Source organism: Halobellus rufus (assembly GCF_000739575.1).
GTDB classification, from domain to species: domain Archaea; phylum Halobacteriota; class Halobacteria; order Halobacteriales; family Haloferacaceae; genus Haloquadratum; species Haloquadratum rufum.
Genome location: NZ_BBJO01000003.1, coordinates 1 through 16,379 on the forward strand (window position 1 = coordinate 1; position 16,379 = coordinate 16,379).

Below are 16,379 nucleotides of genomic sequence, written 5' to 3' on the forward strand. Positions count from 1 at the left end.
TGGAAGGTGGGCCAACGCGGATTTGAACCGCGGACCTCCCGGTTATCAGCCGAGCGCTCAACCTGACTGAGCTATTGGCCCAGGTGAGCGCATCTATCCGTTGTTCGATGAGTAGTTTAAGGGTTTCCTTTCGGCCGCAGTTGGGTACGCAGTGCCGGGGTTCGACTCGGGAGACGGCGGCTCGGAGGCCGCATGCGCTCAGGAGTTATCGTCGCCGGAGCGGCCGTACTCCTCGGGGTCGAGGTTGATCACGTCGTCGTCGCCGGGGAAGCCGCCGACCCAGACGTTACCGGAGACGAAGCCGCCGGTCTGGCGGTCCAGATAGGGGCGGACCACGTAGCGCTTCAGCACCTCGCGGATCGGGTAGCGGGTCACCGGCAGCGCGAGAGCGAACCCGAGGACGTCGGTGACGATCCCGGGCGTGAGGAGGAACGCCCCGGCGGCGATCAGCAGACCGCCGTCGAGCAGTTCGTTCGTGGGTGCCTCGCCCGTCGCGGCCTTCCGCTGGAGCTTCGCCAGCGTGTGTCGTCCCTCCGCGCGGACGAGGAGCATCCCGAGCAGCCCGGTGAGGACCACCAGGAGGACCGTCGGCACGAAGCCGATCGCCTGCGCGACCGGGAGCAACAGCAGCGTGTCGGCCAGCGGGATCGCGAGCAGGATGGCGATGACCCAGCGCGTTCGCATATCCCCTCGTTTGGGACCGCCGTTCATAGCCCTTGTGTCGCAGCGATACCGTTTGCGATGTGCGCTGGTCCGAAGTGGCACCTTACTCGGAGCAATGAGCAACGTGGAAGCCCCCGGCCGCTTCCGTTCCCGATGGACGCGACGCGTCCATCGACGTCCCACTCGTTCCACTCGCAGGGTTCCCACCCACGGAGGTTGTGAAGTCGCAACCGCGTATCGAAAGCCGATCCGCCATCGACCGAAGTCGTCCGTGCTCGCCACGCCTCGAAGGGCTTACCCGCGGTCGCGTCCGAGCGCAGGTATGACCGACGATCGGACGCACGTCGAGTGGCGCGAGTGGGGCCCCGCGCCCTTCGAGGAGGCCCGCGCGGCCGACAGACCCGTGCTCCTCGCGCTCACCGCGACGTGGTGCGACAGCTGTCACGAGATGGACGCCGAGACGTACGCCGAGCCGCGGATCGCCGCCAACGTCAACGACGGATTCGTGCCGGTCCGCGTCGACGTCGACCGCCACCCGCGCGTCCGCGAACGCTACAATATGGGCGGGTTCCCCTCGACCGTCTTCTGCACGCCGTCGGGGAAGGTAATCACCGGCGCGACGTACCTCGCGCCGGAGGGGATGCGACAGGTGCTCAACTCCGTCCGCGACGTCTGGACCGACCGCGGCGAGGACGCCGGACGGATCCCGCGAGCGCTCGCGGGGAATCCGACGCCCGCGGGGCCCGTCGACGACCGGATCGAATCCCACCTGGCGGGGCAACTCGACGAGAAGTGGGACCCGCGTTTCGCCGGCTGGGGCACCGACGCGAAGTTCCCGCTGCCACGCACCATCGAGTTCGCGCTCAAGCGCGCCCGCGAGCAGGCGGTCGAGACGCTCGGCGTGATCGGCGAGTCTCTCTACGACGCCGAGGAGGGGGGATTCTACCGATACGCCGAAGGCCGCGACTGGACCGACCCGCACACCGAGAAGGTACTCGACGCCAACGCGGCACTCGTCCGCGCGTTCGCGAACGGCTATCTTTACACCGGCGACGAGTCGCTGCTCGATCCCGCGTTCGGGACGCAGGAGTTCCTGATCGACCGACTCTGGAACGGCGCGGCCTTCGGTGGCAGCGTCGCCCCCGCCGGAGACGAGACCGACGCCGAAGGCGACGTTCCCGACGGCGAATCGTCGTTCGGTCCCCGCCGCGATCTGACGGCCTACGCGGGCGGGAACGCGTTGGCCGCGGACGCGCTCTTGACGCTCGCGTCGTACACCGACGACGAGACCGCCCGAGAGTACGCGGCACGCGTCCTCGAGGCACTCGAAGCGAGCCACGTCGCCGAGGACGGGACGGTCGCGCACGTCGATTCCGGCGAACCGAAGCTTCTCCTCGAAGATCACGCGCGCGTCGTCGCCGCGTTCACGCGGGGGCGACAGGTCCTCGGCCCCGACGCGCTCGCCGCCGAACGGGGGCCGCTGGCGGTCGCGCGGGCCGTCGCCGACCGCGCGATCGACGCCCTGCAGGAACCCGACGGCGCGTTCCGCGACGGCCCCGAGGAGGGCGTCGGCCTCCTCGACGAACCGCTGCGGCCGCTCGACGGCGGGGTCGAGATGGCGGAGGCCCTGCTCGATCTCGCCGCCGTCTGCGACGCGGTGGGGACCGACGGTAGCGACGGGGACGCGTCATCGACGCCCGCCGACTACACCGACGCGGCGCACGCGGGGATCGCGGCGTTCGCGGGCGCGTGGGATCGGATCGGGATTCAGGTCGCCGGCTACGGCTCGGTGGCCGCGCGGCTGACCCGCCCGGATCTCGTCGTGGCAGTCGGCGAGTCGGCGGGGAGCGACCTCCACCGCGCGGCGCTCCGCGTCGCCGACCACGAGGCCGCCGTCGTGCCCGACGCGCCCGACGTCGACGACGGGTTCGCGGTCGCGTCCCGCGGCGACGAGCGGCGGGAGGCCACCACGCCCGACGAACTGCTGGACGCGGTCGCCGCGCTCACGAGCGGCGAGTGAGGGGAGAGGTTCGAAGAGAGCGTCGTCGCTCGTAAACCGTCGATTCGTTTTTATTTGTGGGGCTGCAGCGTGAGGTATGGCGAGCCTCAGGGATCTCGGGCTGTCGGAGTACGAAGCGCGTGCGTATCGGTCGCTGCTCAGAACCGGACCGACAACGGCGAAGGAGTTGTCCCGTGCGAGCGACGTCCCCATGGGTCGGATCTACGACGTGCTGAACAGCCTCGAACAGCACAGCCTCGTCAGGAGCCAGGCGGCGAGCCGTCCGAAGAAGTACGTCGCCGTCGAGCCGGACACGGCGCTCGATCGGCTGTTGGAGAGCAAGCGGCGGGAACTCGAAGAGAAAGTCGAGCAGTACGAGGGCGTCGTCGACGAGCTCACGGCCGAGTTAGAGACCGCAGAGCCGGTCCAGAGCCAGTTCTGGACCGCGGCCGTCGGCGCCGAGGAGTGGGTGGAGCTCCTCGTCGAACGCCTCGCGGCGGCGGAAGACTCGCTGGTCGTCGTTTCGGGGGACATCTCACCGCAGTTCGACCTCGGTGCGATCGGCGAGCGGGTGACCGAGGAACTCGCCGCCGCCTTAGACCGCGGCGTCGACGTCTCCGTGTTGATGTCGCCGGAGCTCGTGTCGTCGCTCCCCCCGACCGTCGGCGAGCGCTACTCCGACACGCTCGCGGATCACCCCTCCTTCTCGGTCCGGACCGCGTCGGACCTCTCGGGGACGTTCGAGCTCATCGACGACGTCGAAGTCTGCATCGAGGTGCCGAACCCCCTCGACCCGGGGCAGGCGTTCGCGATGATCGATCTGAAAGACCCCGAGTTCGCCGCCGACGTCAGAGAACTGTTCGACCCGCGCTGGGAGTCCGCGGAGCCGCTGTCGCTGTCGGCGCTCGCAGCCGAAAAGTAGACCTGCGAGAGTTACTCGTCGCCGTTCAACTCCGTGCGGAGCTGTTCGAGCGTGACCTCGCGCTCGGCGTGGGCGTTGTGCTGGTGGATCGACTCGTCGTTCGACTGCTTCATGTGGACGACGGTGTCGTCGCCGAGGTGACCGAACTCGTCGACGACCTGCTCGGCCATCGAGCGGACGCAGTCCTCGACGAACTTCGCGTCGGCGTGGGCGTGATACGTCATGTAGTCCTCGTCGGGGCGCTTCGCGAGGTTGTAGATCCGCGCGGACATCGAGTCGCGGGCGACTTCGACGATGTCCATCAGGTCGACGTCGGGCGAGCCTTCCGTCGTGATCGTCAGCGTCGCGTGGCCGCGCTGGGAGTGTCCGGGCTGGGGGACCTGCTGGAGGAACTCCTCGATGGTCTCGTCGTCGACCGCGAGATCCCGAAGGACGTCGCGTGCGCGGGAGGCCGACATCCCCTGCGAACACGGACAGACCGTCATTCCGACGACCTCCGCACCGATCTCTTCGCGGGTCCCCTCCTCGGTCGCCGTCGCGCTGGCGACGATCTTGATCGTGCTCTGGGTCGGGAGTTCGCTCGCGGGCGTGTCCTCGCGGACGACGAAGTCGGCGGTCATCCGGACCTCGGCCGTCGAGGTGTACTCGTGCTTCGCGAGCAGGCGCTCGGCGACGTCGCCGCAGAGGTCCTCGACTCGGTAAGCCGGCTCGGCGACCGCCGATTCGAGCGTCTCGTCGATGACCTGCATATTCCGGCTCATATCGATGCCCTTGCGGCCGCTGGGCAGGTCGACGAACACCTCGAACTCCGCGGTCAGAATCAGCGGGCGCTTGCCGTCGCGGGCGAGTTTGACGAGTTTGTCGACGCCTGTAACACCGACCTGACTCAACCCGACGGAGACGTCCGGCTCGCTCGCCTGCACGTCGGGAAGTTGGTGACTCATTGTCACTCGGGAAGGACGGAGTTCGATTAACGCTTTCGTTAGCCGAAGGCTGGGAAGGCGGCCGTTCGTGGGGTCCCGTGGTCGTTATCGACCGTGGGTCGGGGAAGCGACAGCGACCGCCGATCAGGGCCAGTCGTCGCGCCCGCTCGACGCGAAGTGATCCTCGGGATCCGTGTCGCCGGCGATCGTCCACCCCGCGGCCTCCGCGGCCTGTTCGAGCGGGAGGTACTCCCAGCCCGCCGCCTCGGCGATGTCCTCGTCCTCTTCGGTCGTGCCGACGAAGACGTGCCGGTCGGTGTCGAACTGCCGCTTGACGTTCTCCAAACTGTCCTGCACCCCGCGGGGGCCGGAGAAGAAGTCCTGCCGGATGCGGTGTTTCCGCGTGAAGTTCGTGACGACGTACGTGGGCTTGTCGCTCAGGACGCCGACGTACTCGGTCCACTGCCGGGCGTCGCTGAACACCGCGTTCGGGTCCGCGAGCGCCTGCAGCGCCGACAGCTCGAACGCCAGCGTCATATCGGCGTCGCCGCCCGGACCGCCTGAAGACGAGGGCTCCTCGCTCATACCCGACTCTATCGGCTAGCCGCCGAAAACTGCATCGGTCCGGAGAAGTCCCACGTCTCGGAGGTGCGCCCGCGCCCGAGGGCCGGTGCCTACACGACGCGGTAGTACTCGGTGAACTTGATCACGTCGCCGGGGGAAAGGTCGCTCGAGGCGATGCCGCGCGTCGAGCCGTCGACGGCGTCGAGGAACATTCGATGGGCCTCCGCCGAGAGCTGATCGAGGTCGCGGACGCGGTCGCCCGCGCTCAGTTCGGTCGGGTCACACTCCACGAGAGCTCGTGGCCCCCCGTGTCGACCCGAGTTGCTAACCGATCGTGACATACGATACCAAACAACACATTCGATCATAAAGATTGGGGCGAACGGCTGGAAATCGAGAGACCGTGAGAGCGAAGAAGGAGATCGAAACGCGACCGCGGGTCGAACTATAGCGGGCGAGGACGGAGCCACCGGTGTCGGAGTCGGCCTACGAAGCTACTCGGCGGGCGTCTCTTCGAGTTCGAGGTCGTCGATCTCGAAGCTCTGCTGCATCAGCACGTCCTTCTGATCGGAGACGACCCGCCGCTCGCGCATCAGCTGTTTGTACTTCGTCTGCGGGGACAGGTCGCCGATGAGGACGCCGCCGACGATGCGACCGTCCTTGAACGCCAGCCGCCGCCACTCTGTGTCGGAGTACTTCGCCTCGGCCTCGTCGTCACCGAGGGTCGGGTGGCCGAAGGAGAGGAACGGGAAGTCGAAGTGCGTGATCGAGTACGAGGAGACCCACTCGAAGGGCTCGGAGCCGTAGTCGACCATATTCTGCGCGGCGATCGAGCCCTGCTCCTTCGCGGAGCCCCACGCGCCGTTCTGGGCACGCTCGCCGAGGATGAGGTCGTCGAATTCGGTGATGTCGCCCGCCGCGAAGACGTCGTCGTGGTTCGTCCGCATGTACTCGTCGACGACGATCCCCGTGTCCGTCTCGATCGGGGTGTCCTGCAGGATCTCGGTGTTGAAGTTCAGGCCGATCGCGATGCCGACGAAGTCGGCGTCGTACTCGTCGCCGTTGGGATCGACCGCGGTCGTCACGCGGCCGTCGTCGTCGGTCACGAAGTGATCGACGCCGGAGTCGAACACCGGCTCGACGTCCCGCTCGCGGAGCGCGTCGTGGATGATCTCCGCGCCCTCCTTCGAGAGCGCGTAGCGCCACCAGCGGTTCCCGCGCATCAGGTACTTGCCCTCGACGTCCTGGGCGGCGGTGATCGCCGCGAGGTCGATGCCGAGCAGTCCCGCGCCGACGACGACGGAGCTGTCGGCCTCCTCGATGTGTGACTTGATCGACCGCGCGTCCTGGAACGTCCAGAAGTGGTGGACGCCCTCGGCGTCGGAGTTGTCGACGGGGAGCTGCGTCGGCGTCCCGCCCATCGAGAGCAGGAGCTTGTCCCACGCGATCTCCTCGCCCTCGTGCGTCTCGACGGTGTGTCCGTCGACGTCGACGTCGACGACGAGCGTGTTGAGTCGGAGGTCGATGTCCCGCTCGTCGTACCACGATTCGTCGTGGATCGAGATCGGGGCCTCCGGGAGTTTCCCCTTGGCGAACTCCTTGATCAGGATCCGGTTGTAGAGGGCCTCACCCTCGTCCGTGATGACGGTGATGTCGGCGTCGGGCTCCTCCTCGCGGAGGGTCTCGGCGGCGGAACTGCCGGCGACACCGTCGCCGATGATCACGTACGACTGAGTCATATGCAGGCGGTTCGGCTTCGGGGTTAATGTGGATTGCTATCCGCTCGGCGGGACGTTTGGCAACGTTTGCCGCGGTTTTCGCATAGAAGTGTGAAGGATGCCCACTTATCGACGGTTCCGGTGGACGGAGACGGACCGTTCGTCACTCGAGTTTCCCGAGTGCCTCGAAGAAATCCGAGGCGGGGCCCGCCATCAGGACCGGCTGATCGGCGGTTTCGACGGTCACCTCTGCGGGGGGGTCGATCCGCTCTCTGATCCGTCCGTCGACGACGACGACGGCCTCCTCGGTGTCGCTGACTGAGACCGAAACCGCGGCGTCGCGGTCGACGACCAGCGGCGGCATCCCGTCGCTGGCGGCCATCTCGGTGACGATCAGCCCGGAGACGCCCGGGTGGACCAGCGGCCCGTCCTCGCTGAGGTTGTACGCGGTGCTACCCGTCGGCGTCGCGATCAGGACGCCGTCGGCGTGCCCGCTCGCGTAGGGAGACCCGTCGACCGAGACGTCGACCGACGCGCCGCCGCCGTGGCCGCGGTGAGAGCCTTGCACCACGATTTCGTTGACCGCAGGTGGGAGCGTCCAGCCCTCGCCACGGGCTTCGAGCCGCGGCATCGACCGCGTCGGAAGCTCGGCGTCCTCGCGGAACCGCGTCACTTCGGCCATCACCGCGTCGACCGCGTCTTCGGGCTTGACGGCGTTGAGAAAGCCGACCTCCCCGAGGTTCACCCCGAGAATGGGCGTCGCTCCCGCACCGTGGGCGGCGAAGAGGAACGTGCCGTCCCCGCCGATGCTCACGACGAGGTCCGCGGCGTCGAACTCGTCGACGTCGCGCCCGGGAACGCCGAGTTCGGCGGCCGTCGCCGCGTCGATCCACACCGTGACACCCGCTTCGACCAACTGTTCGCGGATCTCGTCGGCCAGCGCGGCCGTCCGTTCGTTTCCCCACTGCGCGACGATGGCCACCTTCATCTCCACCGCTGCGTTCGACGCGACGTCAAAAAAGGGCTCCGTCACGGCGCGCTCGGGCAACATTGATAGCCGCGCCGGCCGACGTGCGAACGACCGCGATGCACCGGAGCCACGAACGCGTCGGACGACCGCACCGACCGAACGGCGTCACCGCGCCCGGAGGAGCGCCGCCGTGAGCGACGAGGACGACTGGTTCGAGCAGGCGATCCGCGAGGACGAGGAGGACGAGCAGCGGCCGAACGACGACGAGAGGGGCCCGGACGACGACAGTACAGATCCGGAGAGCATCCAGGGGAAGCCAGCGGGAGAGGAGTCCGAAGCGGAGGTGAGCCCGGACAGCGACGACGAATCCGGCGTCGAAGCCGGGGTCGAAGCCGGTGAGCCCGAACCGGACAGCGACGGGGACGGAGCGAGCCCGTTCGACCGGGACTTCGCGGACGCGTTCGAGAACGCGCCGTCGCCGGAGGGCGGCGGGGTTCCGGGAGCGAACGGCCCGTCACCGGCGAGCGGAACCGGTTTCGACGGCTCACAGCCCGGAGCCGGCGAGCCACAGGCGGAGTTCGACGCCCAGCAGGGCGGCTTCGAGGAGGCGACGTTCGACGAGGAGTCCTTCGAATCGGATCTCGAACGGCTCGACATCGGCGTCGAGGGCCTCGACAACATGATCCTCGGCGGCGTCCCCCGCCGATCGCTGATGGTCGCGATCGGATCCGCGGGGACCGGCAAGACCACCTTCGGCCTGCAGTTTCTGAACCACGGCCTCGAGAACGGGGAGGCGGCCGTCTACATCACGCTCGAGGAGAGCTACGACCGGATCCTCGCGACGGCGGCCGAGAAGGGATGGGACTTCGAGGGCTACGTCGACGACGACCGACTGGCCATCGTCGACATCGATCCCGTGGAGATGGCCAACAGCTTAGACAGCATCCAGAACGACCTCCCCGAGCTGATCGAGGAGTTCGGCGCGGACCGCCTGGTCTTGGACTCCGTCTCGCTGCTGGAGATGATGTACGAGCACACGCCGAAGCGACGCAGCCAGGTGTTCGGGTTCACCCGCGCGCTGAAACGGGCCGGGATCACGACGCTTCTGACCTCCGAGGCCAACGAGGAGAACGCCTTCGCCTCGCGGTTCGGGATCGTCGAGTACCTCGCCGACGCCGTGTTCGTCCTCCAGTACGTCCGCGGGACCGACTTCCGCGAGACCCGACTCGCCATCGAGATCCAGAAGATCCGCGATGCGAACCACTCGCGGGCGACGAAGCCCTACGAACTCACCGAGTCCGGAATCTCGGTGTACCGGCAGGCCAACCTCTTTTGACGGTCGGCGACGGAACGGCGTGAAAAGTGCGGCTCGCGGGCCTCAGTACAGCAGGCTCGCGTCGTCTTCGATCATGTACAGCGACCGCGCGGCGATGTTGACCGCGTGATCGCCGACGCGTTCGAGGTCCCGGACCGTGAGCAGGAGTCGGGAGATGTCCTGGAGGTACGCCTCCGCGTCGGCGTCGTCCTCGCCGAACGGGTCGTGTTCGATGAGGTCGCGAACGACGGTCGAACTCGCCGCCTCGCACATCGCGTCGAGGTCGTCGTCCCGCTCGGCGACCGCGTGGCACGCCTCCGGGTCCTCGTTCGCGTAGGCGGCCATCGCCGCTTCGAGCATATCGAGCGTCTCCGCGCCGATCTGCTGGACGTCGACCTCGGGGAAGACGTCGCGGTCGGCGTCCATCGCGTACTGCGCGAGGTTCACCGCGAGGTCGCCGATGCGTTCGAGGTCGGTGATGATCTTGAACGACGCCGCGATGAAGCGGAGGTCGGAGGCGACGGGCTGCTGGAGCGCGATGAGATCGACGCACTCGCCCTCTAAGTCGAGGTACATCTGGTTCACCTCGTCGTCGCCGGAGACGACTTCCTCGGCCGTCGATCGGTCCTTCTGTTCGAGCGCGTCGAGCCCCAGTCGAAGCCGCTCGGCGACGACCTCGCTCATGTAGAGGACGTCCTCGCGGAGGTTCGAGAGGGACTCTTGGTACTCTTGTCTGGGCATAGTTAGCGAATCACGTGAAGTCGGTTAATACTGTCGCGGCGGCGACCCCGCCGGAGCGATGCGGTCCGCGCTCCCCGACCGAACGGTGCGTCTCTCACCCACGGATCACCCGAACTTCCCGGTGATGTAGTCCTCGACGCGCTGGCTCTCGGGGTTCTCGAAGATCTTCTGGGTGTCGTCGAACTCGACGAGTTCCCCGCCGGTGAGGAACACCGCGGTCTGATCGGAGATGCGCGCGGCCTGCTGCATATTGTGCGTCACGATGACGACCGTGTACTCCTGGGCGAGTTCCTCGATGAGGTCCTCGATCTGGGAGGTCGCGACCGGGTCCAGCGCCGACGCCGGCTCGTCCATCAACAGGACCTCCGGATCGGGTGCGATCGCTCGGGCGATGCAGAGCCGCTGTTGCTGCCCGCCGGAGAGCTCCAAACCCGACTCGTCGAGTTGGTCTTTCACCTCCTCCCACAGCGCCGCGCGCTTGAGCGACTCCTCGACGATCTCGTCGTAGTCGCCGCCTTTGTCCTGGATCTTCAACCCGTACGTGACGTTCTCGCGGATCGATTTCGGGAACGGGTTCGGCTTCTGGAACACCATCCCGACCCGGCGGCGCAGCGCCACCGGGTCGACGTCGTCGTCGTAGACGTTCTTCCCGCGGAGGTAGAGGTCACCCTCGACGCGCGCGCTGTCGATCAGGTCGTTCATCCGGTTGATACACCGGAGGAACGTCGACTTCCCGCAGCCCGAGGGTCCCACCATCGCGGTGACGCTCTTCTCGGGGATGTCCATCGAGATGTTCTGCAGCGCCTGGTCGTCGCCGTACCAGACGTTGATGTCCCTCGCGCTGACGACGGTGTCGCGGTCGAAGGACGCCCCCGTCCGTTCGACGCTCTCGCTGACGTCCGTCTGGATCAGCATCTCGTCGTCGGTCGGATCCGGCGACCCCGCGTCGCCGGTTCGCTGTTCGTCTCGGTTCTGCTCGCTCATTGAGTTCTGACTCATCCTGTTCGTTCAAACTTGTTCCGGAGCACGATCGCGACCGAGTTCATCGCCAGTAGGACGGCGAGAAGCACTACGACACCCGCGGGGACCGCTTTCGTGTAGAAGTCCTCGCTCGCGAAGAGCCCGGACCACGCGTACACCTGCAGCGGCATCGCGCTCACCTTCGAGCCGAGCGTGTCCGGGAGGTTGAACACGACGTTCGGCGCGCCGATCATGATGAGCGGCGCGGTCTCGCCGATCGCGCGGCCGAGCGCGAGGATGGTTCCCGTGAGGATCCCCGGGAACGCCTCCGGGAGCACGACGTTCTTGACCGTCTGCCAGCGCGTCGCACCCATCCCGTAGGACGCCTGCCGCATGTCCGAGGGGACCGAACGGATCGCCTCCCGCGAGGAGATGATGACGATGGGGAGGATCAAGAGCGCGAGCGTCGCGCCGCCGACGAGGACCGTCCCCGCGGACTGCCCGAGGTACGTCACGAAGACGCCCAGCCCCAGCAGTCCGTAGACCACCGACGGAACGCCCGCCAGGTTCGAGATGTTGACGTCGACGAAACGGGTCAGCGCGTTGTCGGGGGCGTACTCCTCCAGGTACACGGCCGCGCCGACGCCGAGCGGGAACGACAGCGCCGCGACGGTCGCCATCAGGAGGATCGACCCGCCGATCGCCGGGTACAGCCCCGCGTTCTCGGCGGTCCCGCTGTGAGCGCTCGTCAGGAATCCCCAGTCGACCCACGACGCCGGCCCGGCGAACCCGAGTGCGTCGACCGCGAGCGCGCCGACGAGCGCGCCCCCGACGACCGTCGCCGCGAAGACCAGTCCGAGCGGCGAGCCCTCCTCCGCGAACCCGCCGCGCCAGGCGTACGCACCAGTCGGCACGAACGCGACCGCGGTGACGACGACCGCCGGGACGGCCCCGAGGCCGACAGCCGGACCGAGCGCCCCCGCGACGAGCGTCGCCGCGAAGGCCGCGGTCGCAGCGTAGAGGCCGGTCGTCCTGTCGCCGATACCCGCGGCGTACGCGCCGACCGCCGCCGCGGATCCCCCGCCGACGACGGCGGCGATCATCATCCAGTCGACGGGGATGACCGGAATCGACTGGATCGCTCCGACGAGGCTCGGGACGACCTGCGGGACGCCGAGGGCCCCGCCGACAGGCCCGGGGAGGCCGAACAGCGAGAGGTAAAACAGCGCCGTCGTCGCGGCCAGTCGCGGCGTGAACGAGATCCGGTGGGCCTGCCCGGTGAGCAGCACCGAGAGGCCGACGGGGACCGCGATCCCGATCGCGTACGCCAGCGCGACCAGCGGCGGGACGACGTCGATGACGAGGAGCGCGACGCCCCCGCTGAACATCAGCGAGACGACGAGCATCCCGACGAGCAGCGTGCCGAAGTTGAACGCCTCGCTGTCGCGCCGGCGGACCGTCCAGCCGACGGCGGCGCTCGGGACGACGAGCGCGAGGAGGAAGACGAGATACCAGCCCGGATCGGCCGTCAGCGGGCGGATCGCGTCGTTGGCGACGTACAGCAGGAGGACGCCCAGCATCACGATGCCGAACATCGTCGCCGCCAGCAGCAGGTACCGGAAGACGGTGCCGACCGTGCGGCTGACCTGTCCGAAGCCCTCGATCTCGCCGGAGTCGGATGTCGTCGCCATCTCAGTACTCCTCCCGGTACCGCTGCGCGACGAAGTCGCTGATGACGTTCATAATCAGAGTGATGACGAAGAGCACGAGCCCGATGGCGAACAGGCTGCGGTAGGCGAGCCCCCCGCCGGTGATGTCGCCGAGGAGCAACTGCACCATCGCGGCCGTCATCGGGAGCGATCCCTCGAGGAACGACGCGGGGTTGAGCGGGTTGAGGAACTGCGCGCGCGACCCCGCGGCGATCGTCACGGCCATCGTCTCACCGATCGCCCGCGAGAGCGCGAGGATGAACGAGGAGAAGATCCCCGACAGCGCCGCCGGGACGACGATGCCGGTCGCGACGTCGAACTTCGTCGCGCCCATCCCGTAGCCCGCCTGTCTGAGCTCGTCGGGCACCGCCGACATCGCGTCCTCGCTGATGGAGGCGACCATCGGGATGATCATCACGCCGACGACGACGCTCGCAGACAGCATATTGAACGTCCCGATGCTCGGGAAGACGACCGAGAGCGCGGGCGTGATGTAGATGAGCGCGAAGAACCCGTAGACGACCGTCGGGACGCCGGCGAGAATTTCGAGGGCCGGCTTCAGCACCGACCGCGCTCGCTTGCTCGCGTACTCGCTCAGGTAGATCGCCGTCGCGACGCCGAGCGGGATCGCGATGACCGCCGATCCGAGCGTGATCATCACCGTCGCCGACACGAGCGTGAGGACGCCGAACTCCCCGCTGTTGATCTGCCACGTCGTCCCCGTGAGGAAGTCGACCAGCGAGGCGGTCTCGCCGGTGACGCCCATCAGCGGTGCGGTGATCGTGAAGAACTTCGCGGCCTCGGTCACCAGGAGGACGACGATGCTGATCGTCGTCACGATGGAGAGGCCCGCACACAGGAAGAAGAACGTCCGCGTCAGCAACTCGCGCGGCGAGTTCTCCGTCTGTTTCGAGATGTCCGTCGCCAGATCGTCCGTGCTCATAACATAAATGGAATGTGAACGTGTGTGGTCCGAGAGCGGTGCTCCCGTCAGATCGGCTCAGTCGGAGCCGCCCGCGGCCTCGTCGATCCGGCCGAGCATCTCCTCGCGCTCGTCCTCGCTGAGCGGGACGTAGCCGACCTCGTCGGCGACGATCGCCTCGTCCGTCGAGTTCTCGATCCAGAAGCGGGCGAACTCACCTATGTGCTCTTCCTGGAGGGCAGCGACCTTCGGGTACGTGAAAAGCGGCCGCGAGAGCGGAGTGTACTCGCCCGAGAGCGCGGTGTCGAGCGACGGCTCGACGTACTCGTCGTCCCCGTCGCTGATCGACACGGCCTGTACCGTGTCCTGGTTCTGGCTGTAGTACGCGAAGCCCAGATAGCCCATCGCGAACTCCGAACCGCTCACGCCCTGGATGATCGTCCGGTCCTGCTCTGTCGGCGAGTAGTCCTGGCGGTGCTCGCCCTCCTCGCCGATGATCGTCTCGTTGAAGTAGTCGTACGTCCCCGACGCGTCGGAGGGACCGTACAGTTCCAGCGGCTCGTCGGGCCACTCGGAGTTCACGTCGGCCCACGTCTCCGGAGCCGACTCCGCCGACCAGATCGCCTCTAACTCCTCGACGGTGAGGCCCTCGCCGATGAAACTGTTGTCGTTGTTGACGATCACCGTCAGCGCGTCGGTGGCGACCTTGAGTTCGACGGGTTCGACGTCGTTGTCCGCGCACTGCTCTTCCTCCTCGGGCTGGATCGGCCGCGAGGCGTTGTTGAAATCGGTCTGTCCGGTGCAGAAGTAGTTCGCGAATCCGCCACCGGATCCCGTCGACTGGAGGCTGATGCTGACGCCGCTGTGCTGCTCCTCGAAGCGCTCGCCCATCGCCGTCGCGAGCGGAAACACCGTCGAGGAGCCGGCGATGTCGATGTCGCCCGAGAGCGTCTGCGAGCCGCCGTCTCCGGATCCGTCCGAACTATCACCGTCGGAATCGGCCGCCGTCGGTTCGGCGGTAGCGTCACCGCCCGTATTCTGCTGCGTGCAGCCAGCCAGACCAGCGGCCCCTAGGCCGCCGACGGCGGTGAGCAGTTTCCGGCGTGAAACACGACTATTGCGCTCGGGTTCGCGCGTCATCACTTCGCCGTAGCCGTAGATAAAATAAAACCGCTGCTAATATGACTATATAGAAAAAATAGTATTCCATACGCACCAGTAGACCGAGCGTCCGTGGGTCCGCATACGGCGTGAAACTTGGTTACAGCGGACGAGAACCCGATCCGAGATCGTGGTAGAACACACTACGCGCATCCGAGTACACTGTTATCGTCAGTTCGACGCCAACTCCGAACCCCGGGTCGGGGGGACCCCGACAGGGGACCGCTCCGTATTCGCTCCCGCGGCCCCCGTACCCAGTATCACACCCATCCACTACAGAGCAACTATATAGAAAAGAGTACTTTTATATTCGACTGATCGCTACGCACCCTATGGTCGAAACGCGGAAGGTGCAGGTCACGGGCGGGTCGACGTTCACGGTGTCGATTCCGAAAGACTGGGCGACGGAAAACGACGTTTCGGCGGGGAGCGTCGTGGAGTTCTACCCGGAGGGCGACTCGCTGTTCTTGGCCCCGACGAACGGCGAGGAGCGGACGGAGGGGACGCTGGACGTGACCGACCTCTCGGGCGACGAACTCACGCGCGCGGTCATGACGATGTACGTCAGCGGCTTCGACATCATCACCCTCGAGGGATCGCGGATCACGACCGACCAGCGGCGGACGATCAGGCAGGCCACGCAGAGTCTCGTCGGACTGGAAGTCCTAGAGGAGACGCGCGATACGGTCGTCATCCGGGACCTCCTCGACTCCGCGGAGCTGTCGATCCACACCGCCGTCCGTCGGATGCGGCTGATCTCGCTGTCGATGCTCGAAGACGCCGTCGACGCGCTCGCGGAACTCGACACCGACATGGCGCGGGACGTGATCCAGCGCGACGACGACGTCGACCGGCTGTGGATGGTGGTCTCCCGCATCTTCCGCGCGACGCTGCGAACCCCGAAGGCCGCCGAGGAACTCGGGCTGCCCCGGGAGGTCTGCTTCGATTACCAGTCGGCCGCGCGGCAGCTCGAACGCGTCGCCGACCACGCGACGAAGATCGCGCACCTGACGCTCGAGTTCGAGAAGCCGATCCCCGAGGACGTCGTCGACGCCCTCGACGAACTCCACGCGGAGGCCAGATCGATCATCGACGACGGGATGCAGGCGCTCTTGGCCGACGACAGCGACGAGGCGACCCGGCTGGCGAACGAGGCGCGCGAGTCCGTCCAGGTGATCGACGAGCGGGCCCGGAAGATCGACGAACTGCTCCGCGACCTCGATCCGGCCCGCGCACAGCTCCTGGGGCTGATCGTCGACTCGGTGTCGCGGAGCGCGGACTACGGCGGGAACATCGCCGAAACCGCACTGCAGAAAGCTGCGCCGACGCCGTAGGGCGTCCGCGCGAAGAGCGGCGTTACTCCTCGAGGAGAACGGCGTTGACCTGGCCGCTCTGGCCGGGTCGGGACGTCACGCGGGCGCGGCCCTCGCTCGTCTCGATGATGGCGCCCTTCGTGATGATGTTCCGGCGGACGTAGTTGACGTTCGCGGGGTTCTCGACGACGTTCTCGATCGTCGCCTCGGTGACCTCGCCGTCGGTGGCGACCTGCGCGGTGTTCGCCGAGAGCGCGCGGACCTTCTCGTTGTTGCCGCGGGAGTCGATGATCTGGAACCGGGGCTCGCCGACGGTGGTCTCGGCGGGCTGGCGACCCAGCTGGTGTCGGGTCTTCTTGTGCGAGCGCCGGCGTCGACCGCCGGTGCGCTTCCGCTTGGAACGTCCTTGGTCCTGCATACGGAACACCTGTCCGGGCGAGTACTTCAATGACTCGAATCGACGTTCGAGACCGCTCACGCCGACGAAGCACGGCACGCC

Annotated in this window: 16 protein-coding genes and 1 tRNA gene; 4 read left to right on the forward strand and 13 right to left on the reverse strand. The window is 67.2% G+C overall.

Annotated elements, in window-relative coordinates:
* Positions 1-7: 7 nt before the first annotated feature.
* Both ACP99_RS01695 and ACP99_RS01700 read right to left on the reverse strand, forming a co-directional pair.
* Positions 8-81: transfer RNA gene (locus ACP99_RS01695), tRNA-Ile, on the reverse strand.
* Positions 82-198: 117 nt separating this feature from the next.
* Positions 199-684: an FxsA family protein gene (locus ACP99_RS01700; RefSeq protein ID WP_049984941.1), complete on the reverse strand. Its 486-nt coding sequence runs from the start codon at positions 682-684 to the stop codon at positions 199-201.
* A gap of 301 nt (positions 685-985) precedes the next feature.
* Here ACP99_RS01700 and ACP99_RS01705 point away from each other — a divergent pair, with 301 nt between their 5' ends.
* Positions 986-2,683 (forward strand): DUF255 domain-containing protein, encoded by a 1,698-nt coding sequence (locus ACP99_RS01705; RefSeq protein WP_049984942.1) that lies wholly within the window; start codon positions 986-988, stop codon positions 2,681-2,683.
* Positions 2,684-2,759: 76 nt separating this feature from the next.
* The gene (locus tag ACP99_RS01710; RefSeq protein WP_049984943.1) at positions 2,760-3,584 is read left to right on the forward strand and encodes a TrmB family transcriptional regulator; all 825 of its coding nucleotides are present in this window, start codon (positions 2,760-2,762) and stop codon (positions 3,582-3,584) included.
* 11 nt (positions 3,585-3,595) lie between these two features.
* Here ACP99_RS01710 and mptA read toward each other — a convergent pair whose 3' ends face one another.
* From mptA to ACP99_RS01735, 5 genes are all read right to left on the reverse strand, one after another.
* Positions 3,596-4,528, reverse strand: coding sequence for a GTP cyclohydrolase MptA (mptA, locus tag ACP99_RS01715; protein WP_049984944.1), 933 nt, complete (start codon positions 4,526-4,528; stop codon positions 3,596-3,598).
* 123 nt (positions 4,529-4,651) lie between these two features.
* Complete coding sequence (locus tag ACP99_RS01720) at positions 4,652-5,044, reverse strand: DUF7124 domain-containing protein (protein WP_049985179.1); 393 nt, start codon at positions 5,042-5,044, stop codon at positions 4,652-4,654.
* 137 nt (positions 5,045-5,181) lie between these two features.
* Positions 5,182-5,412, reverse strand: a complete 231-nt coding sequence (locus ACP99_RS01725) for a hypothetical protein (RefSeq protein WP_231554196.1) — start codon at positions 5,410-5,412, stop codon at positions 5,182-5,184.
* A gap of 153 nt (positions 5,413-5,565) precedes the next feature.
* Complete coding sequence (locus ACP99_RS01730) at positions 5,566-6,810, reverse strand: NAD(P)/FAD-dependent oxidoreductase (RefSeq protein ID WP_049984946.1); 1,245 nt, start codon at positions 6,808-6,810, stop codon at positions 5,566-5,568.
* 142 nt (positions 6,811-6,952) lie between these two features.
* Positions 6,953-7,777, reverse strand: a complete 825-nt coding sequence (locus tag ACP99_RS01735; RefSeq protein WP_049985180.1) for an NAD(+)/NADH kinase — start codon at positions 7,775-7,777, stop codon at positions 6,953-6,955.
* Between the two features lie 172 nt (positions 7,778-7,949).
* On the opposite strand from ACP99_RS01735, the gene ACP99_RS01740 reads away from it, so the two are divergent.
* On the forward strand, positions 7,950-9,095 hold the full coding sequence (locus ACP99_RS01740) for a KaiC domain-containing protein (protein WP_049984947.1): 1,146 nt from the start codon (positions 7,950-7,952) through the stop codon (positions 9,093-9,095).
* Between the two features lie 42 nt (positions 9,096-9,137).
* Here ACP99_RS01740 and phoU read toward each other — a convergent pair whose 3' ends face one another.
* The 5 genes from phoU to ACP99_RS01765 form a co-directional block, all read right to left on the reverse strand.
* On the reverse strand, positions 9,138-9,815 hold the full coding sequence (phoU, locus tag ACP99_RS01745) for a phosphate signaling complex protein PhoU (RefSeq protein WP_049984948.1): 678 nt from the start codon (positions 9,813-9,815) through the stop codon (positions 9,138-9,140).
* A gap of 105 nt (positions 9,816-9,920) precedes the next feature.
* On the reverse strand, positions 9,921-10,814 hold the full coding sequence (pstB, locus tag ACP99_RS01750; protein WP_345775632.1) for a phosphate ABC transporter ATP-binding protein PstB: 894 nt from the start codon (positions 10,812-10,814) through the stop codon (positions 9,921-9,923).
* On the reverse strand, positions 10,811-12,466 hold the full coding sequence (gene pstA, locus ACP99_RS01755) for a phosphate ABC transporter permease PstA (RefSeq protein WP_049984950.1): 1,656 nt from the start codon (positions 12,464-12,466) through the stop codon (positions 10,811-10,813). The genes pstB and pstA overlap by 4 nt, the downstream gene beginning before the upstream one ends.
* Before the next feature lies 1 nt (position 12,467).
* Positions 12,468-13,427 (reverse strand): phosphate ABC transporter permease subunit PstC, encoded by a 960-nt coding sequence (gene pstC, locus ACP99_RS01760; RefSeq protein WP_049984951.1) that lies wholly within the window; start codon positions 13,425-13,427, stop codon positions 12,468-12,470.
* Between the two features lie 57 nt (positions 13,428-13,484).
* Positions 13,485-14,546 (reverse strand): PstS family phosphate ABC transporter substrate-binding protein, encoded by a 1,062-nt coding sequence (locus tag ACP99_RS01765; protein ID WP_049984952.1) that lies wholly within the window; start codon positions 14,544-14,546, stop codon positions 13,485-13,487.
* Between the two features lie 353 nt (positions 14,547-14,899).
* Here ACP99_RS01765 and ACP99_RS01770 point away from each other — a divergent pair, with 353 nt between their 5' ends.
* Positions 14,900-15,901: a phosphate signaling complex PhoU family protein gene (locus tag ACP99_RS01770; RefSeq protein WP_049984953.1), complete on the forward strand. Its 1,002-nt coding sequence runs from the start codon at positions 14,900-14,902 to the stop codon at positions 15,899-15,901.
* Positions 15,902-15,923: 22 nt separating this feature from the next.
* Here the strand turns inward: ACP99_RS01770 and ACP99_RS01775 are convergent, their stop codons facing one another.
* On the reverse strand, positions 15,924-16,298 hold the full coding sequence (locus ACP99_RS01775) for a 30S ribosomal protein S8e (RefSeq protein WP_049985181.1): 375 nt from the start codon (positions 16,296-16,298) through the stop codon (positions 15,924-15,926).
* Positions 16,299-16,379: the final 81 nt, after the last annotated feature.